Here is a 25,145-nt window from a genome sequence, read left to right on the forward strand (position 1 = left end):
CTCTCGCCCGAACTAATTAACTCGTTGAATCTCAAGGAGTTTTTCGTTCCGATGTCGCTGGAAGTGGGGCGCATTATAAGGGGATTCGAAAGCCCGTCAACCTTTAATTTCAAGAAAGTTCAATATTGCTGAAAAACGAAGCGGGGGCCTAACGGCCCCCGCTTTTCTATATAACTGCGGCGCTTCGCAAACGCTGGATATCATCGGCACTTATGCCCAGCACCTGCGCCAGCACGGTTTCCGTATGCTCGCCAAGTAACGGTGGCGCATGGCGGTACTCAACTGGCGTTTCGGAAAGCCTGATTGGGCTCGCCACCAGCGGCACGCTTCCCGCCAAGCCATGAGGCATCGAAACCGCCAACCCACGAGCCAGCACCTGAGGGTCCTGGAACACCTGTGCGAGGTCATTGATTGGCCCGCAAGGCACACCTGCAGCTTCCAACTGGCTCACCCACTCTGCGGTCGTCTTGAAAACCGTAGCCTGACGAATCAAAGGGATCAACTCAGCACGGTTCGCCACTCTCTGCTTATTAGTAGCGAAGCGCGGGTCATCCGCCCATTGCGGCTGACCGGCAACCTCGGCGAACTTGCGGAACTGACCATCATTGCCCACAGTGAGAATGAAGTCCCCATCTGCCGTGGGGAAGTCCTGATACGGCACGATATTAGGATGAGCATTCCCAAGCCGCCGCGGCGCAGTACCGGTTGCCAGATAGTTCATCGCCTGGTTGGCCAGGCAGGCCACCTGAACATCAAGCAGGGCCATGTCGATATGCTGCCCGACACCATGCTGATCGCGGTAGGCGAGGGCAGCCAGTATCGCGACCGTCGAGTACAGCCCGGTAAGAATGTCGGTGAGCGCTACGCCTACCTTTACCGGCCCAGCACCGTCCTCTCCATCCGGGCGACCGGTCAGACTCATAAGCCCACCCAGGCCCTGAATCATGAAATCATAGCCGGCACGCTTGGCGTAGGGCCCGGTCTGGCCGAAGCCAGTGATCGAGCAATAGATAAGCCGCGGGTTGATCGCCTTCAGGCTCTGGTAATCCAACCCGTAAGCGGCCAGCCCACCGACCTTGAAGTTCTCGATGACGATATCTGACTCGCCCGCCAGTTCACGCACCAGGCGTTGACCTTCGGGCTGGGTGAAATCAATAGTCACCGACCGTTTATTGCGGTTTGCCGAAAGGTAATAGGCAGCCTCACTGGTGCTCTGACCATCGGCATCCTTGAGGAAGGGCGGCCCCCAGAAGCGGGTGTCGTCGCCAGTACCGGGGCGCTCGACCTTGATCACATCAGCGCCGAGGTCGGCCAGGATCTGGCCAGACCAAGGCCCCGCCAACACTCGAGAAAGGTCCAACACTCGCAGATGAGATAGCGCGCCCATGCTGGCTCCTTATCAGTAGAAGGCCTGAATGCCGGTTTGCGCCCGCCCCAGGATCAGCGCATGCACATCGTGGGTGCCCTCATAGGTGTTGACCACTTCGAGATTGACCAGGTGCCGGGCTACACCGAACTCATCGGAGATACCGTTTCCGCCGAGCATGTCGCGGGCCATCCGGGCTATATCGAGGGCCTTGCCACATGAGTTGCGCTTCATGATCGACGTGATCTCCACCGCCGCAGTGCCTTCGTCCTTCATGCGCCCCAGACGCAGGCAGCCTTGCAGCGCCAGGGTAATTTCCGTCTGCATATCGGCCAGTTTTTTCTGGATCAGTTGGTTAGCAGCCAGCGGCCGACCGAACTGCTGGCGGTCCAGAGTGTACTGGCGGGCGGTGTGCCAACAGGCCTCCGCAGCTCCGAGCGCACCCCAAGAGATGCCATAGCGGGCCGAGTTCAGGCAGGTGAACGGACCTTTCAAGCCACGCACCTGCGGGAAAATGTTCTCTTCTGGAACAAATACATTGTCCATGACGATTTCGCCGGTGATGGAGGCACGCAACCCAACCTTGCCATGGATTGCCGGGGCGCTGAGACCTTCCCAGCCTTTCTCCAGGACGAAGCCACGAATATCGCCAGCGTCATCTTTGGCCCACACAACGAACACATCGGCGATAGGGCTGTTGGTGATCCACATTTTGCTGCCACTGAGCCGATAGCCGCCATCGACCTTCTTCGCACGGGTAATCATCGAACCTGGATCGGAGCCATGGTTAGGCTCGGTCAGGCCAAAGCAACCAATCCACTCGCCAGTGGCCAACTTGGGCAGGTACTTCTGCTTCTGTGCCTCTGTGCCAAATTCATTGATTGGCACCATGACCAGCGAAGACTGCACGCTCATCATCGAACGGTAGCCGGAGTCGATGCGCTCCACTTCCCGAGCAATCAGCCCGTAGCACACATAATTGAGGCCGCTGCCACCGTATTGTTCAGGGATGGTCGCCCCGAGCAAGCCAACCTCACCCATCTCACGGAAAATAGCCGGGTCGGTTTGTTCGTGACGGAAAGCTTCCAGCACACGCGGAGCCAGCTTGTCCTGGGCGAACTGGTAAGCGCTGTCACGGACCATACGCTCCTCTTCAGTCAGCTGCTGATCCAGCAGCAGCGGGTCGATCCAGTTGAAGCTTGCTTTACCGGCCATAAGCGAAATCCTCGAAATAGGGGAGCAGTTTCTTGTGCCATTGATCCTAGGCCCGATCTAGCAACGCTACAAACGAGGATTGCGCACGTATCAGTGATATTTTGTCACTCCGAAACACTGAAAACAGCCATACCCATGGCTCAATGAGTGAGGTTACCGTACATGCGGCGCAAGATTCCTAGTACTACAGCGCTGGTCTGCTTCGAGGCGGCGGCACGCCATGAGAGCTTCACCAAGGCCGCTCAGGAACTGGCGCTGACCCAGGGCGCCGTCTGTCGTCAGATCGGCGCACTCGAAGCCTTTCTCAACGTCGAGTTGTTCAGGCGCTCTCGCCGCGGTGTGCGCCTGACCGAAGCTGGGCTGTCGTATAGCAGGCGAGTTGCTACGCAACTGGATGCCGTGGAGCGAGACACTTTGTCGGTGATGCGTCAGCAGGGCGCTAACGTAATCGAACTGGCCGTAGTTCCCACATTCGGCACCCAATGGCTGCTACCACGACTTAAGGATTTTCAACAAAGGCATCCAGAAGTCACAGTCAACCTGACCAACCGTACCCGGCCATTCCTGTTCGCCGACACGCCCTTCGATGCCGCCATCTACTTCGGCGACGCCGATTGGTCGGGCACGCAGTCCCATCGCCTGATGGGTGAAAACCCCATGCCGGTGTGCAGCCCGGCCTTGCTGTATGGGCAAGGGGGGCTGGAGGCTGAGCAAATAGCCAGACTACCGTTGCTGCAACAAACCACCAGGCCCTATGCATGGCGCCAATGGTTCAATGGCCTAGGCCTGAATATAGCCGGCGACATGAATGGCCCGCGCTATGAGCTGTTCTCCATGTTGGCTCAAGCGGCGATGCATGAGATGGGTATCGCCCTGATTCCGCCTTTCCTCATTCAGCGGGAATTGGAGCAGGGGAGGCTGGTAGTCGCTAACAGGTACGCACTGTCTAGCGACAGGGCCTACTATCTGATGATTCCAGAGCGCAAGGTTGAGTCCGCCTCGCTTCGCGCCTTCAGGGACTGGCTTGTCAGCCAGGCGCGGCTCTACATCGCCTCAGAGCGATCTGAAGCAGCAAACCTACCCCTGTAGTCAATTATTTTGAACACCTACAGATGTAATTTAATGTCGCATTGAAGACAACTGTTCCGGTGAATCGAAAAACCCTTTGAAAGCCCCTAAAAATGGGGCTTTCAGCAGTATTTACGACATCTACCGAGCAATTCGCGAAATCATCGCAAAAATTTCGAAATCTCCCCTAATCTGCCAATAGCCCATGTTTTATGGGCTGCGACCCATTGCTTGCGACATACGGTCACAGGGTGACTTGTAGTTTTAACTTCGTTTCGCTTCATAACTGGTTGAAGGCCTCTGGGTTCGCCTGCAAAATGCGTCGCCCGTCCTGGATTCGGCGGGCTCGGCGCTCAACAGCCGCCCCAGCGCACCATCCGCAGTGCGCTGGTTTCTACAAATACAAAAGGTCACCGCAGGAGAAATAGTCGTGCACATTGGTGTTCCTCTCGAGACGCAGACCGGTGAGACAAGGGTCGCTGCGACCCCAGAAACCCTCAAGAAACTGATTGGCCAGGGCCATCAGGTTACCGTCCAACGGGGGGCAGGCCTGAACGCCAGCATTCCGGACAGTGCCTATGAGGCCGTGGGTGCTTCCTTGGGAAGCGCAGCCGATGCCTACGGCGCCCAATTGGTGCTCAAGGTGGTGGCACCCAACGACCAGGAACTCGCCCTGATCAACAGTGGCAGCCTCTTGTTGGGCATGCTCAACCCCTTCAACAGCGAACTGATCAGCAAAATGGCCGAACGCGGAATCACCGCCTTCGCCCTGGAAGCTGCGCCGCGCACCTCACGGGCGCAAAGCCTGGACGTGCTGTCATCACAGGCCAACATCGCCGGCTACAAGGCAGTGTTGCTGGCCGCTCATCATTACCCCCGCTTCATGCCCATGCTCATGACCGCCGCCGGTACCGTCAAAGCTGCACGAGTGCTGATTCTGGGCGCGGGGGTTGCCGGGTTACAGGCGATTGCCACGGCAAAGCGCCTGGGTGCGGTGATCGAGGCGTCCGACGTACGCCCAGCGGTGAAGGAGCAGATCGAGTCGCTAGGCGCCAAGTTCATCGATGTGCCTTACGAAACCGATGAAGAGCGTGAATGCGCCGAGGGTGTCGGCGGCTACGCCCGGCCGATGCCGGCCAGCTGGATGCAACGTCAGGCCCAGGCGGTGCACGAACGGGCCAAGCAGGCCGATATCGTCATCACCACCGCTTTGATCCCAGGCCGCAAAGCACCGACATTGCTTAGCGCCGAGACAGTGGCGCAGATGAAGCCAGGCTCTGTGGTCATCGACTTGGCAGCCGCCCAAGGCGGTAACTGCCCGCTGACCGTTGCCGACCAAGTGGTACAGGCCAGTGGTGTGACCATCGTCGGCCCAACCAACCTGCCGGCGCAGGTGGGTGCCGATGCCTCGGCGCTGTATGCGCGCAACCTGCTGGACTTCATGAAGCTGCTGTTCGACAAGGACGGCGCGCTGGTCATCAACCTCGAAGACGACATCGTCGCGGCCTGCCTGATGTGCCGCGATGGCCAGGTCGTCCGCAAGAACGGCTAAGGAGCACGACAAATGGAAGACATGCTGATTTCTCACGGCATCTACAACCTGATCATCTTCGTGCTGGCCATCTATGTGGGCTACCACGTGGTGTGGAACGTTACCCCAGCCCTGCATACCCCGTTGATGGCAGTCACCAACGCCATCTCGGCGATCGTCATCGTCGGCGCCATGCTGGCCGCAGCCCTCACCGTGACCCCGGCCGGCAAGCTGATGGGCACTCTGGCTGTGGCATTGGCTGCGGTCAATGTGTTCGGTGGCTTCCTGGTCACCCGTCGCATGCTCGAAATGTTCAAGAAAAAAACCAAAAACGAGGCGCAGAAGTAAGCATGAGCATGAATCTGGTAACGCTCCTCTACCTCGTCGCCTCCATATGCTTCATCCAGGCGCTCAAGGGCCTATCGCACCCGACTACCTCGCGGCGCGGCAATCTGTTCGGCATGATCGGCATGGGGATCGCGATCCTTACAACCGTTGGCCTCATCTATAAGCTTGCGGCGCTCTCGGTTGGTAACGGCGGGGCTACAGCCGGCATCGGCTACGTCATCGTTGGTTTGCTGGTCGGCGGCACCGCAGGCTCCATCATGGCCAAGCGCGTCGAGATGACCAAGATGCCGGAGCTGGTGGCCTTCATGCATAGCATGATCGGCCTGGCTGCGGTATTCATCGCCATCGCCGCCGTGCTGGAGCCACAATCGATGGGTATCGTCGCTGCAATCAGCGACCCGATCCCCACGGGTAACCGCCTGGAGCTGTTCCTGGGGGCGGCCATCGGTGCCATTACTTTCTCCGGTTCGGTGATCGCTTTCGGCAAGCTGTCGGGCAAGTACAAGTTCCGTCTCTTCCAAGGCGCGCCCGTACAGTTCAGCGGCCAGCACAAGCTGAACCTCATTCTCGGCTTGACGACTATCGCTCTTGGCCTGCTGTTCACCTTTACCGGGCACTACAGCGCCTTCACCCTGATGCTGGTACTGGCCTTCATCATGGGTGTGCTGATCATTATTCCGATCGGCGGTGCCGACATGCCGGTGGTGGTGTCAATGCTCAACAGCTATTCGGGATGGGCTGCCGCCGGTATCGGCTTCTCACTGAACAACTCGATGCTGATCATTGCCGGCTCCCTGGTGGGTTCGAGCGGTGCGATCCTCTCGTACATCATGTGCAAGGCGATGAACCGCTCGTTCTTCAATGTGATCCTTGGTGGCTTTGGTGGCGATGTCGATGCTGGCGCCGCACAAGGGTCGGAGGAGCAACGCCCGGTGAAATCCGGTTCGGCCGACGATGCCACGTTCCTGTTGAGCAACGCCGACAGCGTGATCATCGTTCCGGGCTATGGCCTGGCGGTAGCGCGCGCCCAGCACGCACTCAAGGAGCTGACCGAAAAGCTGAGCCACAACGGCGTGACCGTGAAATACGCCATTCACCCGGTGGCAGGGCGCATGCCTGGGCACATGAACGTACTGCTGGCCGAGGCCGAGGTGCCATACGACCAGGTGTTCGAAATGGAGGACATCAATGCCGAATTCGGCCAAGCCGATGTGGTGCTGGTACTGGGCGCCAACGACGTGGTCAACCCGGCGGCGAAGAACGATCCCAAGTCACCCATTGCCGGGATGCCTATCCTCGAAGCGTTCAAAGCCAAAACCATCATTGTCAACAAGCGCTCCATGGCCAGCGGTTATGCCGGTTTGGACAACGAACTGTTCTACCTAGACAAGACCATGATGGTATTCGGTGACGCCAAGAAGGTCATCGAGGACATGGTCAAAGCGGTGGAGTGACAACCACCACGGCAAACCAGCGTAACTAAAACAAGCCCCGAGCCAGAATCTGCCGGGGCTTTTTTTGTTGATCCGGATCAACGGCTCTATTCTCAGGCTTCTCATACGACCATGGTCGCGGGACGGCATGGGGCGAAATCTCTAGACTGCGCTGCAGTAGTTTCAGTAGCCCGAGATAACAATCCATGTACCGTGATCGTATCCGCTTGTCCTCCCTGCACAGCAAGGTAATGAGTGCGGCTGATGCCGCTGGTCTGATCGAGGATGGCATGACCGTCGGCATGAGCGGTTTCACCCGCGCCGGCGAAGCCAAGGCTGTGCCCCATGCCTTGGCCGAACGCGCCAAGCTGTCGCCGCTGAAAATCAGCCTGATGACCGGCGCCAGCCTGGGCAATGACCTTGACAAGCAACTGACCGAAGCCGGCGTACTGGCTCGTCGCATGCCGTTCCAGGTCGACAGCACCCTGCGTAAGGCGATCAATGATGGCCAGGTGATGTTCATTGACCAGCACCTCTCGGAAACCGTCGAGCAGTTGCGCAACCAGCAGCTCAAGTTGCCGGATATCGCGGTCATCGAAGCGGTGGCCATCACCGAGCAGGGCCATATCGTGCCGACCACCTCGGTGGGCAACTCGGCCAGCTTCGCAATCTTCGCCAAGCAAGTGATCGTCGAGATCAACCTGTCGCACAATACCAATCTCGAAGGGTTGCACGACATCTATATCCCGACCTATCGCCCGACGCGCACGCCGATCCCGCTGGTCAAAGTCGATGATCGGATTGGCAGCACCGCAATCCCGATCGACCCTGCAAAAATCGTCGGCATCGTGATCAGCGACCAGCCCGACTCTCCATCCACCGTGCTGCCGCCGGATAACGAAACCCAAGGCATTGCCGACCACCTCATCGACTTCCTCAAAAAAGAAGTGCAAGCGGGGCGCATGACCAACAGGCTCGGGCCCTTGCAGGCTGGCATCGGCAGTATCGCCAACGCAGTCATGTGTGGCCTGATCGAATCGCCGTTCGAAGACCTGACCATGTACTCGGAGGTACTGCAGGATTCGACCTTCGACCTGATCGACGCCGGCAAGCTACGCTTCGCCTCGGGCAGCTCGATCACCTTGTCGACCCGCCGCAACGCCGACGTGTTCGGCAACCTGGAGCGTTACAAAGACAAGCTGGTCCTGCGCCCGCAGGAGATCTCCAACCACCCCGAGGTGGTGCGCCGCCTGGGCATCATCGGTATCAACACGGCGCTGGAGTTCGACATCTACGGTAACGTCAACTCGACGCACGTGTGCGGCACTAGAATGATGAACGGCATCGGTGGCTCGGGTGATTTTGCCCGCAATGCTCACCTGGCGGTATTCGTCACCAAGTCGATCGCCAAGGGCGGAGCTATTTCCAGCGTCGTTCCGATGGTCAGTCACGTAGACCATACCGAGCACGATGTCGACATCCTGGTTACCGAGCAAGGCTTGGCTGACCTACGCGGCCTGGCCCCCCGAGAGCGGGCTCGAGCAATCATCGACAACTGTGTGCATCCAGATTACCGCGCGGCACTGAACGATTACTTCGAGCGCGCCTGCCAACGTGGTGGCCACACCCCGCACATCCTGCGCGAAGCATTGAGCTGGCACGAAAATCTTGAAGAAACAGGACGCATGCTCGCCAGCTGAGTCCGTACCCACCCGCATCATTCAGGCCTTGTTGCACCCGCTGGGAGCCAAGGCCTGAACAGTTGACTCTCCCGCCTAAACACTTACGCAGCAAATCCCATAAAACTGTACTTCTGTACCGGTATTATTCGCGCCGCGTCGGGGTTAAAACAGCGAAAACCCCATAAATCGCACCAAAAACGAGCACACCAGTACAGTTTCGCCTATTTCGAGTGCAACAGTAGGGTTAAACAGTTAACTGGCCCATCTCATTACTGTTGAACTGTATCTACTGTTATGGACAGCAGGGGAGGATCATTGGCATCAGTTAAATCACTACCTAATCCCGCCATAAGCGGAAGGATGAAGCATCATGGAACGTACCCTCAGTTCCGGTCTGGTTTTTGAAAGCAATGCCCAGCAGTCCCAGGCCTCCCTGCCACTGCGCGCACTCTCCACTCTGCTGCTGTGGCAGCGTCGCATGTCGAGCCGCCGTCAACTGGCCCGCTTGGACGCCCGCCTGCTTGCAGACGCCGGTATCAGCGAGTCGCAGCGTTACGAAGAGCTGAGCAAGCCATTCTGGCGTTAAGCTTTGCTTGTCGGCTCTAGCCGGCACAGCTAATTTCCCGAAACCCGTTGCAGGAGACTGCAACGGGTTTTTTTTTGCCTGCAGATTGGGATGAGGGAGAATCATTCTGCGACAGGTACAGTTAGTGAATTTTCACCAATTACCATAACAGTTGCACGCTGCAACGGTCGTCTGACCTTGCAAGGGGTGACCCCGTGACACGTTTCGCTTAGCATTCTGTCAGTTACGGTTGTCAAACCCGTACCGTAACGGGCAGTGCCAACGTCCATAGAGCAGAACCCTACCCAGGAGCAAACCGACATGTCCCACAAATATCTGATTGGTGCCGCTCTGTTGCTCGGCTTGGTCAGCACTGCCAACGCCAGCAGTTTCGTCGTCACCACCGACGCCGTAGTCCGAGCCGTTGCCGCCTCCACCGACGCGACCTCAGACCTGACCTCATCTCTACGCGACGACAAAATCGTCCAGGCCGCGCGTGACGACGCCGCTAGCTTCGTGGGTAGCCAAGGCGCTATCCGTGGTGCCCGGCTGGAAAGTGCTTTACTGCACATCCGTTCGACCCAGCCACAACTGCAAGCCAGTGACGCCCAGTTGGCCCAGGCAATCCTGGCAATTTGACGATCACCTTGTCAGGCAGGCGCGTAGGCCAGGGCCTTCGCACTTGCGCTAGCCTTAGCTGCTCATTCATCCAGCCGCCGAACATGCTCATGCGTTATCTGTTGCCGTTACTGTTGACCGCTGGCATGGCCAGCGCCCAAGCCATGGATACCACCACCCAAGGCCTTGTCATTACTGGCTACGTGACCAGCCAAGTCACCACTGCCCCGTTCGATCGCAAGTTGGTCGGGCAAGCTCGGGACGACGCCGCGGTCTTCGTTGCCACAGATGGTTTGATACGCGGGGCGCGTCTGGAAGCCGCGCTCGACTCGCTGCGGCACACTGGTGTACGGCAATCTGTCGGCGACCTTGAACTGGCAGAAGCGATTCTCGTCCAATAAACAATCCTTACTCCCTGTATTCTTCGGAGATGCTCCATGCGTAAATCGCTGATTGCCGCTTCCCTCGGCACGTTGCTGCTGGCCGATCTGGCCCATGCACAGACCCTGGTGGCCACCAGCAACATCATCGTGCGTGCCTTTGGCCGCTCGATCGACTTCACCTCTGACACCACAACCTCGATCCGTGATTCCAAAGTTGTGCGCGAAGCACATGACGATGCCGCCAGCTTCGTCGCGAGCAACGGTGATATTCGTGGCGCGCAACTGGAAGCGGCTTTCAGCACCTTGCGCGAGCGCGTACCTCAGGCGCGTGACGCCAGCGATCAGGTACTGGCAGAAGCCATCCTCGCACTGTGAAGCGCGTGCGTGCCTGGCTGCTCGGCTGCGCTCTGACGCTGCTAGGCACTCCCGCTTTTGCCGACCTGCAGCTCGAACTGCAGGCGGCAGGCCTGTCCTCACAACAAGCCCTAGCCAGCCAGGCATTGCTCGACGAGGCCATGGCGAAGCTGCCCCCACGCTTCAAGCAACAGCTTGATCGCCGCGTGCCGGTCAGCTGGAGCGACAACATGCCAGCCGACGCCTACGGTCAGGCATCCCTGGTTTCCACGTTGCAGCTCAACCGTCGCCTCTTACCGGGGCTGGCCGATGGCAGTGCAGCCACCCAACGCACCAACCGCCCCCATGGCACTGTGCGCGAAGAACTGCTCGCAACCGTGCTGCACGAGCTTACTCATATTTACGACCGCGCACGCCTGTGGCCCAGCACGGAGCGCTCGCTGATCGCCCGTTGCGCCCGCCAGCAAAACACGGTGGGCAAAATCGGCCAGCTCCCGGCGTGCCGCGGCCAGGCAGAGCGCCGCTTCACGCTGAGCGATGACCCTCGCTTGCTGGACCTGGCCGGTTGGCCGCAATACGTTGGGCGCCGAGGTGAGCGTGAACAGCACAACGCCCAGTTCATGCGCAGCCCAGACAGCTACGAGCTGAGCAGCCCCAAGGAATACATCGCGGTCAACATGGAGTACTTCCTCCTCGACCCGAGCTATGGGTGCCGTCGACCGGCCCTTAACCAGTACCTGCGTGATCACTTCGGCTGGGCGCCACAGCAGAACACCTGCGCCAAGGGCCTGCCGTTCATCAACGCGGGCAGTGATTTTGCCCGCCAGCCGCTGGGTGAAATCGATCCCGAACGGGTCTATCAGGTCGACTTCCTGCTTGCCGAAGCCAATCAGAACCTGGTCAGCCGCTGGGGGCACAGCATGCTGCGCCTGGTGATCTGCAAGCCTGGTCGCCCACGTGGCCCCGACTGCCGTCTGGACCTCGACCAGAGCCTGGTGCTGTCCTACCGGGCCTTCGTCAACGATGTGCAGCTATCCAGTTGGGATGGGCTGGTCGGTGTCTACCCGTCTCGGCTGTTCGTATTGCCGCTGGGTCAGGTCATCGATGAATACACTAAAACAGAACTGCGCAGCCTGGCCTCGGTGCCGCTGAAGCTCAACCGCGAAGAGATCGAAAACCTGGTACGCCAGGCTGCCGAGATGCACTGGAGCTACGATGGCAATTATTGGTTCCTGTCCAACAACTGCGCCGTGGAATCCTTGAAGCTGCTACGCAGTGGGACTGCCAACCCAGGCCTGAACGACCTCGATAGCATCATGCCGAACGGGTTGCTGGCGGTGCTCAAGGGCAGGGGACTGGCCGATACCAGTGTGCTCGATGACCCCCGGGAGGCTTTGCGCCTGGGTTATCGTTTCGATTCCTACCGTGAACGCTATCAGGCCATGTTCGATGTGCTGAGAAAGCAGCTACCAATCAAGCAGACCGAAGTCGAGGACTGGCTGGCGCAAGATGCAGAGCAAAGGCGCCCCTGGTTCGACAAGGCCGACCTGCGCACCAGTGCTGCCTTGCTTCTGCTCGAACAAGCCAGCCTGCGCCGGCAGCTGCTGCTAGCACAAGATGAAGTCAAGCAACGCTATTTGAACGCTGCAGCGATAAAGGACGGCAATATCAACAAGGCTGACGAAACGCTAAGGCAGATGCTCGCCAACAGTGGCTTCCTAAGCCGCCCGGCCGAGTTGCTCGACAGCCAGGGCTATGGCTTGCCACAACCGCAAGAGCGCCGTCACCTGGAGCAGGTCAGTGCCGAGCGCCAGGCAAAACTGCTGCGCCTGAGCAATGACCTGGATAAAGAGGTGAGGGCGCTGCTGGAGCCGTCGCGGGCCAAAGAAATCGCTGCGGTGGAAACCAATGTGAAACAGATCGGTGTGCACCTGCGGGCGTTGCACAAGGCCGCTGGCGGCCTGCAGCTGCCCTGATACCCGCAACCGGCCGTGAGCGGCTGATGCCGCCCAGGGCCGGCTAACCCAGCGCACTGCTAAAGGTTTTCCTCAGGCTCCCCAGGCAGCTGCTCATCCAGGTGCAGCCAAGGCAGCTTGCTGGAAGTCCAGATATGTCGCTTGGCGGGTACCTGCTCCGGGTGATCCAGGGTTGCGACTGTCACATCGATGCTACCTGGGCTGTGCTCGGTCACCAGGGCCACGTGGGCACCACATTCCCCGCAGAAGTAGCGCTTACAACTGGCCGGCGCCATGTAGCACTGGGGCCTTCCCGCCAACCATCTGAAAGCAGAACGGGGCAGGGTGACCCAGGTCACCACCAACCCACCGCTGACCCGCCTGCAGATCGAACAATGGCAATGGGCGGCATCTGCCAACTCGCCCTGCAGCCGATAACGTAAAGCGCCGCAATGGCAGCCACCCTCGTGCATGTCCTGCATCACCTACCTCCCGTCGCCGTCTTTGCGGCGAAAGCTGGCTGAAAGCTTGCCCCCCTAGGATAGCCCCCACTACCGGCACAAGACCGGTCAGCCAGGGCATCGAAACCTATTCGAGCGCTGGCCCATCAACAACAACAATGGTGATTTCTGATGTCTTCCTGCGCCCGCCGTTCTGCACTAACCTTCCGCACGCTCCTGGCACAGCGTCAAACACGCTGACCCGCCCGAATCGAAAACCCTTTCGCCGCGCCCCGCCTGGAGTATTGCCATGCTGACCTTCCTCGGCTTTGCCATGGTCATCACCTTCATGTACCTGATCATGACCAAGCGCCTTTCGGCCTTGATCGCGCTGATCCTGGTACCGATCCTGTTCGCCCTGTTCGGTGGTTTTTCCGCCAAGATCGGCCCAATGATGCTCGAAGGCATCAGTAAGCTCGCACCCACTGGTGTGATGCTGATGTTCGCCATCCTCTACTTCGCCCTGATGATCGACTCCGGCCTGTTCGACCCGGCCGTGCGCAAGATCCTCAAGCTGGTCAAGGGTGACCCGCTAAAAGTCTCGGTCGGCACTGCGGTGCTGGCTCTGGTCGTGTCCCTCGACGGTGACGGCGCCACCACCTACATGATCTGCTGCGCCGCCATGCTGCCGCTGTACAGCCGTCTGGGCATGAGCCCGCGAATCATGGCCGGCCTGATCATCCTGGCCGGCGGCGTGATGAACATGACCCCGTGGGGTGGCCCGACCGCCCGTGCTGCCAGCGCTCTGCACGTGGACCCGTCGGACATCTTCGTACCGATGATCCCGGCGATGGCCTTTGGCGTGGTGGCAATCCTTGCCATCGCCTACATGTATGGCAAGCGTGAGCGCGCACGTCTGGGTGAACTGCACTTGCCGACCGATGACATCGACCACAGCGACATCAGCGTGTCGCAGTTCCCTGAAGCGCGCCGCCCCAAACTGATCTACTTCAATGGGGCCCTGACCGCCGCCCTGATGGTGGCCCTGATCGCCGGCGTGCTGCCGCTGCCAGTGCTGTTCATGATTGCCTTCAGTATCGCCATGATCGTCAACTACCCATGCCTGCAACAGCAGAAGGACCGCATCGGGGCCCACGCTGGCAGCGTGCTGGCCGTGACCGGGCTGATCTTCGCAGCCGGCATCTTCACCGGCATCCTGTCAGGTACCGGGATGGTCGATGCCATGTCCAAGAGTCTGCTGGCGGTCATCCCTGACGCCCTGGGCCCGTACCTGGCCGTGATTACCGCGGTCGTGAGCATGCCGTTCACCTTCTTCATGTCCAACGACGCCTTCTACTACGGCGTGCTGCCGGTGCTGTCGGAAGCGGCGAGCCATTACGGTATCAGCCCGGTGGAAATGGCTCGCGCCTCGATCGTCGGGCAGCCGGTGCACTTGCTCAGCCCATTGGTGCCGTCGACCTATCTGCTGGTGGCCCTGGCCGGTATCGAATTTGGCGACCACCAGCGCTTCACGCTCAAATGGGCAGTACTGGTCTGCGTATGCATAATGCTGGCCGCGCTGCTGATGGGCATTTTCCCGCTGTTCAGTAGTCTTTAATAAACACGCATCACCCCACGCGGTGCACCGGTGAAAAGGTGCACCGCCTTTATCGTTCGAAGGAATACACATGGAATGGCTGACCAGCCCGGAAATCTGGGTTGCCTTTTTCACCCTCACGGCGCTCGAGATCGTACTCGGGATCGACAACATCATCATGATCTCGATCCTGGTCAGCCGCATGCCCAAGCACATGCAGCCGCGCACCCGGATCTTCGGCCTGGCCTTGGCCATGGTCACCCGCATCATGCTGTTGCTGTCGATCACCTGGGTCATGCGCCTGACCAACGATCTGTTCGTGGTGCTCGGCCAAGGCATCTCTGGCCGTGACCTGATCCTGTTCTGTGGCGGCCTGTTCCTGCTGTGGAAAAGCTCGCAAGAGATTTACCACGGCCTGGAAGGTGAGGAAGAAAGCGCCGATGAGCCCAAGGGCGCCGGTGGCAAGTTCCTCTACACCATCATCCAGATCGCCATCATCGACATTGTGTTCTCGCTGGACTCGGTGATCACCGCCGTGGGCATGGTCTCCCATGTACCCGTGATGATCGCCGCCATTGTGGTCGCGGTGCTGGTCATGATGGCCTGCGCAGGCGCTATCAGTGACTTCATCGACAAACACCCTTCACTGAAGATGCTCGCACTGTCGTTCCTGATCGTCGTGGGGACCGTACTGATCGCCGAGTCTTTCGACGTGCACGTCCCTAAAGGCTATGTGTACTTCGCCATGGCCTTCTCGCTGGCGGTCGAAGCGATCAATATCCGGATGCGCACGGCACTGGCCCGCAAGCAAGGCAAGGAGCACGACCCAGTCAAACTACGCAAGGACGTACCGGGTCAATAAAGGCCTGCACCTGCCACCTTTAGGGCCTGAAGGCTGATGCCAGTCAGTTGCAAGGCCTTATGTCCCATCCCTTGGGGCCGCGCGGCCCCTCGCGGATAATCCGCCCTAGGCAGCCCTGCGCCGCCTTTGATCAACGCTCCGACCTGTAGGAGCGGCTTAGCCGCGAACAGGCCCGCAACGGTCAACGAGACCATCGCACCCGCGAGGGGCTGCACAGGTTTCCCTTCGGAACCCTTCAACGCACAAGCTTTGATGACACAAATATTTCAAATGACTTCAAGGCGTGCCAAGCTGGCGCAAGGTCTACAGAACAACTAAAGCTTGAGTAAGCACTGGAATAAACAACCCACCCCCGGGCCAGGCTTACGGCTTCACATATTTAGGCTCCGCCACTGGAGCTCGAGAACAAAGGGGGGCTCGACCATGCTGACTCTGCTCAACCTACTCAGCGCCGTGTCCTTGCTGGTATGGGGCACGCATATCGTGCGCACCGGTATCCTCAGGGTGTTCGGCTCCAACCTGCGCCGCGTGCTTGGCCAGAACATGAACCGCCGACCCTTGGCGTTTCTCGCTGGTATCGTCGTCACCGCCGTAGTGCAAAGCAGCAACGCCACCGCCATGTTGGTCACCTCGTTTGTCGGCCAAGGCCTGATGGCGATGACCCCGGCCCTGGCAATTATGCTTGGGGCCGATGTCGGTACTGCACTGATGGCCCGGGTCCTGACCCTGGATCTTTCATGGCTATCGCCGCTGCTGATCTTCCTCGGCGTGATTTTCTTCCTTTCGCGCAAGCAAACCCGCGCCGGCCAACTAGGCCGGGTAGCCATTGGTCTGGGGTTGATCATCCTGGCGCTGCAGTTGATCGTGCAGGCAGCGGCGCCCATCACCCAAGCTCAAGGGGTGAAAGTGCTGTTCGCCTCGCTGACCGGCGACATCATGCTCGATGCCTTGGTGGGCGCTTTGTTCGCGATGATTTCGTACTCCAGCCTGGCTGCTGTACTGCTGACCGCAACCTTGGCCGGCGCTGAAGTGATCAGCTTGCCGGTGGCCATTGGCCTGGTGGTCGGCGCCAATATCGGCAGCGGCCTGCTGGCGTTCATCAGTACCAGCATGCAAAACGCTGCCGGGCGCCGCGTAGCCCTGGGCAGCCTGTTGTACAAACTGATCGGCCTGATCCTGATCATCCCGGTGTTGCACCCGCTGGTGGACTGGATGGACAGCCTGAGCTTCAGCCCGCAAGAGCTGGTGATCGGCTTCCATTTGCTCTACAACACTCTGCGCTGCCTGATCATGCTGCCGACGGTCAGGCCCATGGGCCGCTTGTGCAACTGGATGTTGCCCGAGCGCGAGCCCAGCAATGGCCAGATACGCCCGCGCCACCTCGATGCCACGGCGCTCACCACGCCCAGCCTGGCCTTGGCCAATGCTGCACGAGAAACCCTGCGCCTGGGCGACATCGTCGACAGCCTGCTGGAAGCCATGCTCGGCGCCCTGCGCGGCACCCACACCGCCATACCGCAACAGGTACGGGCACTGGGCGAGGATGCCGAGGCACTGTACAGCGCGATCAAGCTGTATCTGGCGCAAATGCCACGGGAAGACCTGAGCGAACAGGACAACCGGCGCTGGGCAGAAATCATCGAGCTGGCGATCAACCTGAAATTGGCCTGCGATCTCATCGAACGCATGCTGCGCAAGGTGCAGCAGCAGAAAACCAGCCAGCGCCGCGAGTTTTCCCAAATAGGCCTGGAAGAACTTACAGGGCTACAGGAGCAGCTACTGGCCAACCTGCGCCTGGGCCTTTCGGTATTCCTCAGCGCTGACCCGCAAAGCGCACGCCTGCTACTGCGCGAGAAGCGTCGGTTCCGCGCCCAGGAGCGGCGCCTGGCGCATGCCCATGTCAGCCGTTTGCAGCGTAAGGTAGTGCAGAGTATCGAGACCAGCTCGCTGCACCTGGAGCTGATTGCCGACATGAAGCGGTTGAACTCTTTGTTCTGCAGCAGTGCCTATGTGGTACTGGGTGGCTCGGACACCGGCGGGCTTTTGCTCGATAGCGTTCCGGAAGACGCCCACCCGACCTGATCTCGCACACCTGGAGACCTTCGCTCGCCCATGCGTTGCCTGATGTTCGTTTGCCTGCTGTTTTGCAGCCTGTCCTCATTCGCCCTCGATCGTTCACGCGTCGAGGGCTACCTGTTGCCCAATGGCCTGCAGGTGATCCTCAAATCCGGCTACGAACGTGATCACGTGGCAATTCGCCTGGTGGTGGGGGTTGGCCTGGATGACTTCGACTGCGAACAGAAGGAGTTACCACACCTGCTGGAACATCTGCTGTTCACCGGTATCGACGACACCGGCGAGGGCGGCCTTGAGGAACGCCTGCAGAGCTTGGGTGGTGAATGGAATGCGTACACCAGCAGCGCCGATACCACCTTCGTGATCGAAGCGCCGGCACGCAACCAACGCAAGGTACTCGACCTGCTGCTGCAGATCATCCGTGACACGCGCATCGACGCCAAGGCTCTGGCCAAGGCCAAGCACATCATCGAACGCGAAGACGGCGGCCACTATGGCCACCTGCAGCGCTGGCTTGACCGCCAAGACATCGGCCACCCGGCCAGCGACCAGTTGGCCACCGAACTAGGGCTCAAATGCCCCGAGCGCTCCAATGTCGCGGACATGACGCTTGAACAGGTAAAAACACTGCGCGAACGTTGGTACGCGGCCAACAACATGACCCTGATCGTAGTGGGTGGCCTTGACCGCCTGCTGCCAGCCTACCTTGAGCGGTCTTTCGGTGAGCTACCTCCCACCGAGCCGCAAGAGCGCCGCGACCTGGAAACCATTACCCATCAGGCCGAACAGCGCCGCGACCTTAGCCGCAGCCTGCTGGGCGATACCGTCAAGCTGCACTGGCTGTTCATCGAACCGGTACTCGACAATGACCATCAGCAGACTCTGGATCTGCTGTCGCGCTACCTCGACTGGGCTATCTACGACCAGCTGCGCCTACACAACGGCTTGTCATATGGGCCGTCCGTGCAACGCGAAAGCTTTGGCGACAGTGGCATGCTCAGCCTCAATGCTGACCTTGAACGCGACGACATAGACCAAGCCGTGAAAGTGCTGCAACAGTTGTTCGACCGGCTGCGCAAACAAGGCCTGGACCCGCAGACCTTCGAGCGCATCAAACAGGCCGCCGTCGCCAAGGAAAGCTGGAGCACCCAAGGCAACAGCGCACTTGCCGACTATTACTGGGGCGCCCTGAACGACTATAACGACGGCCGCTTTGCCGACCCGGCACGCAAACTGCGCCAAGTGACGCTGGAGCAGGCCAATGCTGCCTTGAAGGATCTGCTCAAGGACCAGGGTTACTTGCGTATCGAAAAACCGTTTCTGGGCTATGACGAACTGTACGGTCTGCTGGCCCTGATACTGGGGCTGCTCCTGGCGCTTGGGCTGTTGCGCTGGCGGCGGCACAAACCGCAGCAGCCGAGCGGCGCTACACGGCAGCAATGAATCGGCGGTATTCTTTTGCCAGTACCGGTTCTTTTTCGCAGGTTAACCTGCTTCCACAGGCATTCAGCGCCTGCGCAGTGTCTGTGGGGGCGATTGTTCTGAGAAAAGGCTGGCGCAGCCACTTCATCCTTTTGTTGCAGACCCATGCCACCAATACCCCACTTCGTTCAACGCGTCATCGAATTGCTCAAGCGCTACCCGGGCGTCATCGCCCTCGGCGGTTTCCTCTCTGGTATTGGAAGCTTCATTCTGGTCGATCGCCAGGCCAGCCTAGCTAGCTGGATCGCCATCCTGTTACTGGTCAGCTGGGTCTGGCTGATGCTGGAAAACACCCTGACAGGCTTGTTCGCACGTACCTTCAACCGCGAAATCCCGCAACCGCTGCTGCGCTACGCCACGCAGATGATTCACCAGGAAAGCCTGTTCTTCGTTTTACCGTTCTTCTTCATCACCACCACCTGGAACAGCGGGCAGCTGGTGTTCACCGGCTTGCTCGGCGCCGCCGGGCTGATCTCGATCATCGATCCGCTTTATTACAAGTGGCTGGCCCCGCGGCGCTGGCTGTTCCTGGCGCTGCACACCCTGACGCTGTTCGCTGCACTGCTCACCGCGCTGCCGATCATCCTGCATCTGACCACCGCGCAAAGCTTCAAGCTGGCATTGATCATCGCCATGGCGCTGTCTTTCCCAAGCTTGCTGAGCAGCTTTCCGATCACCAGTTGGCGCCGCGGTGTGGCGCTGGTGGTGCTCACGCTGGCAGTCGGCGGTAGCGGCTGGTTGCTGCGCTCTTGGGTGCCACCGGCAACGCTTTGGATGACCGATGTGGCGGTAAGCACCGAAGTGCTCAACCGCCAGCCCGGTGCTTCACTCAAGGAAATCGCCGCCAGCCGCATCCGCAGTGGCGGCCTGTACGCCTACACCGCGATCAATGCGCCACGGGGCCTGGACGAGCGTATCTACCACGTATGGCAAAAGGACGGCCAGGAAGTCGATCGGATTGCCCTGGATATCCACGGTGGGCGCAAGGAAGGTTACCGGGCATGGACCCACAAGCAGAACTTTCCGCCCAACCCGGTGGGCAAGTGGCAGGTGCGCGTGTTGACCGAAGATGGCCAGGTGATCGGCGTACTGCGCTTCAAGGTCGTGGACGACGCAGCGGCCCAGTGAGGCAGGCATCGTCGATTTTAAGCCAACCGCTCTAGGCCCACTGCGCTATGATCAGCCTCTAGCCCAGCCGGATGCATGGAGCCTATGACCACCCCCAGTGCCACCCTGGACACCAGTCGCCAACCGGCCTGCCTACGCATCACCGGTGACTGGACCCTGGCTCACTATGCCACTCTCAAACGCGACAGCGAGCACCTGCGCACGCAGTATGGCGCCGACGCTGTTGCCGACCTTAGCCAACTCGGTCGCCTGGACACTGCCGGCGCCTCATTGCTGGCCGAATTACTGGGCGCAGAGCGGCTCTCGCACTGCACCAACGACCTGCCCGAATCCAGCCGTGCCCTACTCAAGAAAGTGTACTGCTCGGTGCAAGACTACTGCATCCCGGTCAAGGAGCCTGAGCGCAATGTGCTGACGGTCTTGCTGGAGCGTATCGGCTGCGCGGTCGGCGCCATGTGGCAGGACACCATGCAGTTGCTCGGCTTCCTTGGCCTGATCATCGAAACCCTGCTACTGCGGCTGTTCCAACCGCACCGCTGGCGCGTCACCCCGGTGGTCGCGCATATCGAGCAGACCGGGCTGGATGCTGCCCCCATCGTCGCACTGCTGACGTTTCTGGTGGGCGCCGTGGTGGCCTTTCTGGGTGCCACGGTACTGGCCAACTTCGGCGCAACGGTGTTCACCGTCGACCTGGTGGCGTTCTCGTTTCTACGCGAATTCGCCGTGCTGCTGACCGCCATTCTGCTAGCCGGCCGTACTGCCAGCGCCTTCACTGCGCAGATCGGTTCGATGAAGGCCAATGAAGAAATCGACGCCATTCGCACGCTGGGCCTTAACCCGATCGAACTGTTGGTGGTACCACGGGTGCTGGCGCTGCTGATTTCGCTGCCATTGCTGACTTTCGTTGCGATGGTCTGCGGCATCGTCGGTGGCGCGGTGGTCTGCGCCCTGTCCTTGGGCATCTCACCGGCCATGTTTCTCTCACTGTTGCAATCGGACATCGGCGTGCAGCATTTTCTGGTCGGCCTGGCCAAGGCCCCGGTGTTCGCCTTCCTGATCGCCGCGATTGGCTGCCTGGAAGGCTTCAAAGTCAGCGGCAGCGCCGAATCGGTGGGCGCCCATACCACCTCCAGCGTGGTGCAGTCGATTTTCGTGGTCATCGTACTGGATGCGGTGGCTGCGCTGTTTTGTATGGAGATGGGCTGGTGAATGGCGAGCAAGCAGTGATCCAGGCGCGAGGCATCTGCAACCGCTTCGGCAGCCAAGTGGTGCACCAGAACCTGGACCTTGACCTGTACCGTGGTGAAATACTCGCGGTGGTCGGCGGGTCGGGCAGCGGCAAATCGGTGTTGCTGCGCAGCATCGTCGGCCTACGCAGGCCCAACGAAGGGCAAGTGAAGGTATTCGGCGAGGACCTGGCAGGTTTGCCCGAGCAACAGCGGTCGCAGGTGGAACGCCGCTTTGGCGTGCTGTTTCAGAGGGGCGCGCTTTTTTCGTCACTGACCGTCACCGAAAATGTCGCCCTGCCATTGATCGAACATGCCGGGCTGTCGCGCGAGGATGCCGAGCACTTGGCCGGAGTCAAGCTGGCACTGGCCGGTTTGCCAATTTCCGCGGCTGACAAATACCCCTCGTCGCTGTCCGGCGGCATGATCAAGCGCGCCGCCCTGGCGCGGGCTTTGGCGCTGGACCCGGACATCCTGTTTCTCGACGAACCCACCGCAGGCCTGGACCCTATTGGCGCCGCTGCCTTCGACCAGCTGATCCTGACCCTGCGCGATGCGCTGGGCCTGAGCGTATTTCTGATCACCCACGATCTGGACACCCTCTACACCATCACCGATCGCGTCGCCGTGTTGTCACAGAAGAAAGTCCTGGTCGCAGGCCCTCTGACCAAGGTCGCACAAACCAACGATCCCTGGATCCACAAATACTTTCACGGCCCACGCGGGCGCGCCGCCGAGCAGGCTGCCGCGAACGCCGAGCAGGAGCGCTGACCCATGGAAACCCGAGCTCATCACGTTCTGATTGGCCTGGTCACCGTTCTGGTGGTGGCCGGTGCCATGCTGTTTGGCCTGTGGCTGACCAAGTCCAGCGTCGACGACGCCTTCAAGGATTACGAGGTGATCTTCAACGAAGCCGTGTCGGGCTTGTCCCGCGGCAGCCCGGTGCAATACAACGGTATCAAGGTCGGGGATGTCAGCAGCTTGCGCCTGGACCCAAACGACCCGCGTCGGGTGCTTGCCCGGGTACGCCTGAGCGGCGATACGCCCGTCAAGGAAGACACCAAGGCCAAGCTGACCCTGGCCGGGGTCACAGGCAACTCATTCATCCAACTCAGCGGCGGCACCCCGCAAAGCCCGGAGCTCAAAGGCAAGAACGGCAAGTTGCCGGTGATCGTCGCCTCACCCTCGCCAATCTCTCAACTGCTCAACGACAGCAGCGACCTGGTGACCAATATCAACCTGCTGCTGCACAACGCCAACCAGATGTTCTCACAAAGCAACATCGACAATCTCAGCAGCACCTTGGCCAACCTCGAACAGACCACTGGCGCCTTTGCCAATCAGAAGGGCGGTATCGGCGATGTGATCGAGCAACTGAGCCAGGCCGGCAAACAGGCCAACGCCGCCCTTGCCGAAACCCAGGCTCTGATGCACAACGCCAACAGCTTGCTTGGGGCGCAGGGCAAGCAAGCCATCGGCAGCGCCGAGCAGGCCATGCAGTCGCTGGCCGCAAGTGCAGCAACTATCAACAGCCTGCTGCAAGACAACCGCCAATCCATCGATGATGGCGCCCAAGGGCTCAATCAGTTGACCCCGGCCATCCGTGAACTGCGCGAAACCCTCAACGCACTCAAGGGCATCTCACGGCGCCTGGAGGCAGACCCAAGCGGCTATCTGCTAGGTCGCGACAACAACAAGGAGTTCCAGCCATGACCCTACCGCTTCGCCTGTTGGTCTTGGCAGCTACCTTCACCCTGGCCAGCGGCTGCTCGGTGCTGCCGCAGAGCGAGCCGGTGGATCTCTATCGTTTGCCAGTCAACCAAGCCAGCCAGAGCGTCACGGCGGTGGGCTGGTCGCTGCGCCTGAACAAGCCGCTGGCCAGCGAAGCGCTGGCCGGGCCACGTATCGCTGTGGTGCCGCAAGGCAACGTCATCAGCAGTTACAAGGGCGCCCGCTGGAGCGACCCGGCACCGGTGCTGGTGCGCAACCGGCTGCTCGATGGCTTCCAGCGCGATGGCCGAGTGCAACGGCTGAGCGCTGACGACAGCAACCTGCAGGCCGATTACGAACTGAGCGGCGAGCTGCAAGCCTTTCAGAGCGAATATCAGCCGGGGGGCAAGGTGGAGGTGGTAATCCGCTACGACGTGCGCCTGGTCCAAGGCCGCAGCCAGCGCATTATCAGCAGCCAGCGCTTTGAAGTACGCCAACCGCTGGCAGATCCCCAAGTGTCAGCCGTGGTCGCCGGCTTCGGCGCGGCCAGCGACAAACTGGTAGGGCAGGTGGTGAACTGGACGGTGGCGCAAGGCACCCAGGCTCAGGCGAAGAACCAGTAGCACACGCCGATGGCAGCGATGACGCCGGACAATTCGGCCAACAAGGCACAGCCAACGGCGTGGCGCACGCGCTGGATACCCACGGCGCCGAAATACACCGCTACCACGTAAAAGGTGGTTTCCGTACTGCCTTGGATGGTTGCTGCCACCAAGGCCGGGAAGCTGTCGACACCTTGAGTCTGCATGGTCTCGATCAGCATGGCCCGCGCCGCGCTGCCGGAGAACGGCTTGACCAGTGCGGTGGGCAGGCCATCGACGAAGCGTGTATCCAAGCCCATCCAGTTGACTGCGTGGCGGATGCCATCCAATAACAACTCCAGCGCGCCCGAGGCGCGCAGCACACCGACCGCCACCAGCATCGCCACCAGGTATGGCAGCAGGCTCTTGGCCACATCAAAGCCTTCTTTGGCGCCTTCAACGAAGGTTTCGTATACCTGCACCCGCTTCAATGCGCCGATGACCAAAAACACAATGATTACCCCGAACAGCGTCAGGTTGCCGAGGATCGAGGAAAGGCTGGCGAGCGCGGCAGCCGACAGGGTGCCCAGGAAGGCCATGAAACCGCCCAGCAGCAGTGCGCCTGGGATCAGATAGGCGAGCACCACCGGGTCCCATAGGCGCAGGCGCTGCATCACAGCCACCGACAGCAGCCCTACCAAGGTCGATGCACTGGTCGCCAGGAGGATCGGCAAGAACACCAGGGTAGGGTCAGTTGCGCCTTGCTGGGCGCGGTACATGAAAATGGTTACCGGCAGCAGGGTCAGCGACGAGGCGTTGAGCACCAGGAACAGAATCTGCGCATTGCTGGCCGTCGTACTGCTGGGGTTGAGTTCTTGCAGTGCACGCATGGCCTTCAGGCCGATGGGTGTTGCGGCATTGTCCAGGCCTAGGCCATTGGCGGCGAAGTTCATTGTGATCAGGCCCAGGGCCGGGTGGCCAGGGGGAACTTCCGGCATCAGGCGGGCGAACAGTGGCCCCAATACCTTGGCCAACCATTCGACGATACCGGCTTTTTCGGCGATCTTCAGAAAGCCCAACCACAGGGTCAGGGTGCCGAAAAGCAGCACCATGACCTCGACCGACAGCTTGGCCATGGCGAAGATACTCTCGACCATCGCCGCGAAGATCCCGGCATTGCCACCCACCAGCCACTGGGCCAGCGCGGAAACTGCCGCTACGAGGAAAAAGCCGAGCCAAAGGCCGTTGAGCATCCGCATGTACCCCTTGAAAAATGCCCGAATGATAGCGCATCGCAGCTTATGGAACTTCGATCGTTACCCGCGAAGATCTCGGCACATAATGACAAGACAATTGCCACTATAGGTCCGGCAATGGACACACAGACAACAAAAAGCCCCGACAAGTCGTAATGCTGTTCGGCTGAGCCTAGAGACTCGGCGTGAGCTCTTCGGTGGAGCGCATATCGAGCGCCGCCCGCGCGGCGCATCGCGAGCTTTGCTCGCTCCTACGTTTGTTTCGGGCC

At 60.1% G+C, this 25,145-nt stretch carries 23 protein-coding genes; 19 read left to right on the forward strand and 4 right to left on the reverse strand.

What is annotated here, in order from left to right; all coding sequences use genetic code 11:
* Positions 1 to 166: 166 nt before the first annotated feature.
* Together ACK59H_RS19230 and ACK59H_RS19235 are read right to left on the reverse strand one after the other, a co-directional pair.
* On the reverse strand, positions 167 to 1,387 hold the full coding sequence (locus ACK59H_RS19230; RefSeq protein ID WP_409264791.1) for a CaiB/BaiF CoA transferase family protein: 1,221 nt from the start codon (positions 1,385 to 1,387) through the stop codon (positions 167 to 169).
* A gap of 12 nt (positions 1,388 to 1,399) precedes the next feature.
* The gene (locus tag ACK59H_RS19235) at positions 1,400 to 2,581 is read right to left on the reverse strand and encodes an acyl-CoA dehydrogenase (protein ID WP_060480111.1); all 1,182 of its coding nucleotides are present in this window, start codon (positions 2,579 to 2,581) and stop codon (positions 1,400 to 1,402) included.
* A 162-nt stretch (positions 2,582 to 2,743) separates the two neighbouring features.
* On the opposite strand from ACK59H_RS19235, the gene ACK59H_RS19240 reads away from it, so the two are divergent.
* From ACK59H_RS19240 to ACK59H_RS19285, 10 genes are all read left to right on the forward strand, one after another.
* On the forward strand, positions 2,744 to 3,670 hold the full coding sequence (locus ACK59H_RS19240; RefSeq protein ID WP_060480112.1) for a LysR family transcriptional regulator: 927 nt from the start codon (positions 2,744 to 2,746) through the stop codon (positions 3,668 to 3,670).
* Between the two features lie 409 nt (positions 3,671 to 4,079).
* Entirely contained in the window at positions 4,080 to 5,201 is a 1,122-nt protein-coding gene (locus tag ACK59H_RS19245) for a Re/Si-specific NAD(P)(+) transhydrogenase subunit alpha (protein ID WP_060480113.1), read from the forward strand.
* 12 nt (positions 5,202 to 5,213) lie between these two features.
* Entirely contained in the window at positions 5,214 to 5,528 is a 315-nt protein-coding gene (locus ACK59H_RS19250) for an NAD(P) transhydrogenase subunit alpha (RefSeq protein ID WP_003256966.1), read from the forward strand.
* A gap of 2 nt (positions 5,529 to 5,530) precedes the next feature.
* Entirely contained in the window at positions 5,531 to 6,982 is a 1,452-nt protein-coding gene (locus tag ACK59H_RS19255) for an NAD(P)(+) transhydrogenase (Re/Si-specific) subunit beta (RefSeq protein WP_060480114.1), read from the forward strand.
* A 185-nt stretch (positions 6,983 to 7,167) separates the two neighbouring features.
* Complete coding sequence (locus ACK59H_RS19260; RefSeq protein WP_060480115.1) at positions 7,168 to 8,661, forward strand: acetyl-CoA hydrolase/transferase family protein; 1,494 nt, start codon at positions 7,168 to 7,170, stop codon at positions 8,659 to 8,661.
* Between the two features lie 352 nt (positions 8,662 to 9,013).
* Positions 9,014 to 9,229: a DUF1127 domain-containing protein gene (locus ACK59H_RS19265; protein ID WP_060480116.1), complete on the forward strand. Its 216-nt coding sequence runs from the start codon at positions 9,014 to 9,016 to the stop codon at positions 9,227 to 9,229.
* A 300-nt stretch (positions 9,230 to 9,529) separates the two neighbouring features.
* Positions 9,530 to 9,847 carry a DUF2388 domain-containing protein gene (locus tag ACK59H_RS19270; RefSeq protein WP_060480117.1) on the forward strand — a complete coding sequence of 106 codons (318 nt, stop codon included), beginning with the start codon at positions 9,530 to 9,532 and terminating at the stop codon, positions 9,845 to 9,847.
* Between the two features lie 89 nt (positions 9,848 to 9,936).
* The gene (locus ACK59H_RS19275) at positions 9,937 to 10,227 is read left to right on the forward strand and encodes a DUF2388 domain-containing protein (protein WP_060480131.1); all 291 of its coding nucleotides are present in this window, start codon (positions 9,937 to 9,939) and stop codon (positions 10,225 to 10,227) included.
* A gap of 36 nt (positions 10,228 to 10,263) precedes the next feature.
* Positions 10,264 to 10,584, forward strand: coding sequence for a DUF2388 domain-containing protein (locus tag ACK59H_RS19280; protein WP_060480118.1), 321 nt, complete (start codon positions 10,264 to 10,266; stop codon positions 10,582 to 10,584).
* On the forward strand, positions 10,581 to 12,539 hold the full coding sequence (locus ACK59H_RS19285) for a DUF4105 domain-containing protein (protein ID WP_060480119.1): 1,959 nt from the start codon (positions 10,581 to 10,583) through the stop codon (positions 12,537 to 12,539). The genes ACK59H_RS19280 and ACK59H_RS19285 overlap by 4 nt, the downstream gene beginning before the upstream one ends.
* A 59-nt stretch (positions 12,540 to 12,598) precedes the next feature.
* Here ACK59H_RS19285 and ACK59H_RS19290 read toward each other — a convergent pair whose 3' ends face one another.
* Positions 12,599 to 13,000 (reverse strand): GFA family protein, encoded by a 402-nt coding sequence (locus ACK59H_RS19290; RefSeq protein ID WP_060480120.1) that lies wholly within the window; start codon positions 12,998 to 13,000, stop codon positions 12,599 to 12,601.
* A gap of 268 nt (positions 13,001 to 13,268) precedes the next feature.
* Here ACK59H_RS19290 and ACK59H_RS19295 point away from each other — a divergent pair, with 268 nt between their 5' ends.
* The 9 genes from ACK59H_RS19295 to ACK59H_RS19335 all read left to right on the forward strand — a co-directional run bounded on the left by ACK59H_RS19295 (position 13,269) and on the right by ACK59H_RS19335 (position 23,662).
* Positions 13,269 to 14,576, forward strand: coding sequence for a CitMHS family transporter (locus ACK59H_RS19295; protein ID WP_060480121.1), 1,308 nt, complete (start codon positions 13,269 to 13,271; stop codon positions 14,574 to 14,576).
* 70 nt (positions 14,577 to 14,646) lie between these two features.
* A complete protein-coding gene (locus ACK59H_RS19300) occupies positions 14,647 to 15,417 on the forward strand; it encodes a TerC family protein (protein ID WP_060480122.1) in 771 nt (256 codons plus the stop codon).
* Positions 15,418 to 15,840: 423 nt separating this feature from the next.
* Positions 15,841 to 17,499, forward strand: coding sequence for a Na/Pi cotransporter family protein (locus tag ACK59H_RS19305; protein WP_060480124.1), 1,659 nt, complete (start codon positions 15,841 to 15,843; stop codon positions 17,497 to 17,499).
* Positions 17,500 to 17,529: 30 nt separating this feature from the next.
* Positions 17,530 to 18,936: a pitrilysin family protein gene (locus tag ACK59H_RS19310; protein ID WP_060480125.1), complete on the forward strand. Its 1,407-nt coding sequence runs from the start codon at positions 17,530 to 17,532 to the stop codon at positions 18,934 to 18,936.
* A gap of 144 nt (positions 18,937 to 19,080) precedes the next feature.
* Entirely contained in the window at positions 19,081 to 20,103 is a 1,023-nt protein-coding gene (locus ACK59H_RS19315; RefSeq protein ID WP_060480126.1) for a DUF5924 family protein, read from the forward strand.
* Positions 20,104 to 20,178: 75 nt separating this feature from the next.
* Positions 20,179 to 21,312 (forward strand): MlaE family lipid ABC transporter permease subunit, encoded by a 1,134-nt coding sequence (locus ACK59H_RS19320; RefSeq protein ID WP_060480127.1) that lies wholly within the window; start codon positions 20,179 to 20,181, stop codon positions 21,310 to 21,312.
* Positions 21,309 to 22,100, forward strand: coding sequence for an ABC transporter ATP-binding protein (locus ACK59H_RS19325; RefSeq protein ID WP_409264793.1), 792 nt, complete (start codon positions 21,309 to 21,311; stop codon positions 22,098 to 22,100). The genes ACK59H_RS19320 and ACK59H_RS19325 overlap by 4 nt, the downstream gene beginning before the upstream one ends.
* 3 nt (positions 22,101 to 22,103) lie before the next feature.
* Positions 22,104 to 23,042 carry an MlaD family protein gene (locus ACK59H_RS19330; RefSeq protein ID WP_060480128.1) on the forward strand — a complete coding sequence of 313 codons (939 nt, stop codon included), beginning with the start codon at positions 22,104 to 22,106 and terminating at the stop codon, positions 23,040 to 23,042.
* A complete protein-coding gene (locus ACK59H_RS19335; protein ID WP_060480129.1) occupies positions 23,039 to 23,662 on the forward strand; it encodes an ABC-type transport auxiliary lipoprotein family protein in 624 nt (207 codons plus the stop codon). The genes ACK59H_RS19330 and ACK59H_RS19335 overlap by 4 nt, the downstream gene beginning before the upstream one ends.
* On the opposite strand, the gene ACK59H_RS19340 is transcribed toward ACK59H_RS19335, so the two are convergent.
* Positions 23,644 to 24,873 (reverse strand): spore maturation protein, encoded by a 1,230-nt coding sequence (locus tag ACK59H_RS19340; RefSeq protein ID WP_060480130.1) that lies wholly within the window; start codon positions 24,871 to 24,873, stop codon positions 23,644 to 23,646. The two genes, ACK59H_RS19335 and ACK59H_RS19340, sit on opposite strands and share 19 nt — an antisense overlap.
* Positions 24,874 to 25,145 lie beyond the last annotated feature (272 nt).

The sequence above is a fragment of the Pseudomonas sp. KCJK9000 genome, assembly GCF_046230725.1.
GTDB classification, from domain to species: Bacteria; Pseudomonadota; Gammaproteobacteria; order Pseudomonadales; family Pseudomonadaceae; genus Aquipseudomonas; species Aquipseudomonas promysalinigenes.

Coding starts and splice junctions, on each gene's coding strand:
- ACK59H_RS19290 (WP_060480120.1), bottom strand. CDS start 13,000: ATGCAGGACATGCACGAGGGTGGCTGCCATTGCGGCGCTTTACGTTAT.
- ACK59H_RS19230 (WP_409264791.1), bottom strand. CDS start 1,387: ATGGGCGCGCTATCTCATCTGCGAGTGTTGGACCTTTCTCGAGTGTTG.
- ACK59H_RS19275 (WP_060480131.1), top strand. CDS start 9,937: ATGCGTTATCTGTTGCCGTTACTGTTGACCGCTGGCATGGCCAGCGCC.
- ACK59H_RS19295 (WP_060480121.1), top strand. CDS start 13,269: ATGCTGACCTTCCTCGGCTTTGCCATGGTCATCACCTTCATGTACCTG.
- ACK59H_RS19250 (WP_003256966.1), top strand. CDS start 5,214: ATGGAAGACATGCTGATTTCTCACGGCATCTACAACCTGATCATCTTC.
- ACK59H_RS19235 (WP_060480111.1), bottom strand. CDS start 2,581: ATGGCCGGTAAAGCAAGCTTCAACTGGATCGACCCGCTGCTGCTGGAT.
- ACK59H_RS19340 (WP_060480130.1), bottom strand. CDS start 24,873: ATGCTCAACGGCCTTTGGCTCGGCTTTTTCCTCGTAGCGGCAGTTTCC.
- ACK59H_RS19240 (WP_060480112.1), top strand. CDS start 2,744: ATGCGGCGCAAGATTCCTAGTACTACAGCGCTGGTCTGCTTCGAGGCG.
- ACK59H_RS19280 (WP_060480118.1), top strand. CDS start 10,264: ATGCGTAAATCGCTGATTGCCGCTTCCCTCGGCACGTTGCTGCTGGCC.
- ACK59H_RS19300 (WP_060480122.1), top strand. CDS start 14,647: ATGGAATGGCTGACCAGCCCGGAAATCTGGGTTGCCTTTTTCACCCTC.
- ACK59H_RS19305 (WP_060480124.1), top strand. CDS start 15,841: ATGCTGACTCTGCTCAACCTACTCAGCGCCGTGTCCTTGCTGGTATGG.
- ACK59H_RS19310 (WP_060480125.1), top strand. CDS start 17,530: ATGCGTTGCCTGATGTTCGTTTGCCTGCTGTTTTGCAGCCTGTCCTCA.
- ACK59H_RS19270 (WP_060480117.1), top strand. CDS start 9,530: ATGTCCCACAAATATCTGATTGGTGCCGCTCTGTTGCTCGGCTTGGTC.
- ACK59H_RS19255 (WP_060480114.1), top strand. CDS start 5,531: ATGAGCATGAATCTGGTAACGCTCCTCTACCTCGTCGCCTCCATATGC.
- ACK59H_RS19320 (WP_060480127.1), top strand. CDS start 20,179: ATGGAGCCTATGACCACCCCCAGTGCCACCCTGGACACCAGTCGCCAA.
- ACK59H_RS19335 (WP_060480129.1), top strand. CDS start 23,039: ATGACCCTACCGCTTCGCCTGTTGGTCTTGGCAGCTACCTTCACCCTG.
- ACK59H_RS19260 (WP_060480115.1), top strand. CDS start 7,168: ATGTACCGTGATCGTATCCGCTTGTCCTCCCTGCACAGCAAGGTAATG.
- ACK59H_RS19330 (WP_060480128.1), top strand. CDS start 22,104: ATGGAAACCCGAGCTCATCACGTTCTGATTGGCCTGGTCACCGTTCTG.
- ACK59H_RS19315 (WP_060480126.1), top strand. CDS start 19,081: ATGCCACCAATACCCCACTTCGTTCAACGCGTCATCGAATTGCTCAAG.
- ACK59H_RS19265 (WP_060480116.1), top strand. CDS start 9,014: ATGGAACGTACCCTCAGTTCCGGTCTGGTTTTTGAAAGCAATGCCCAG.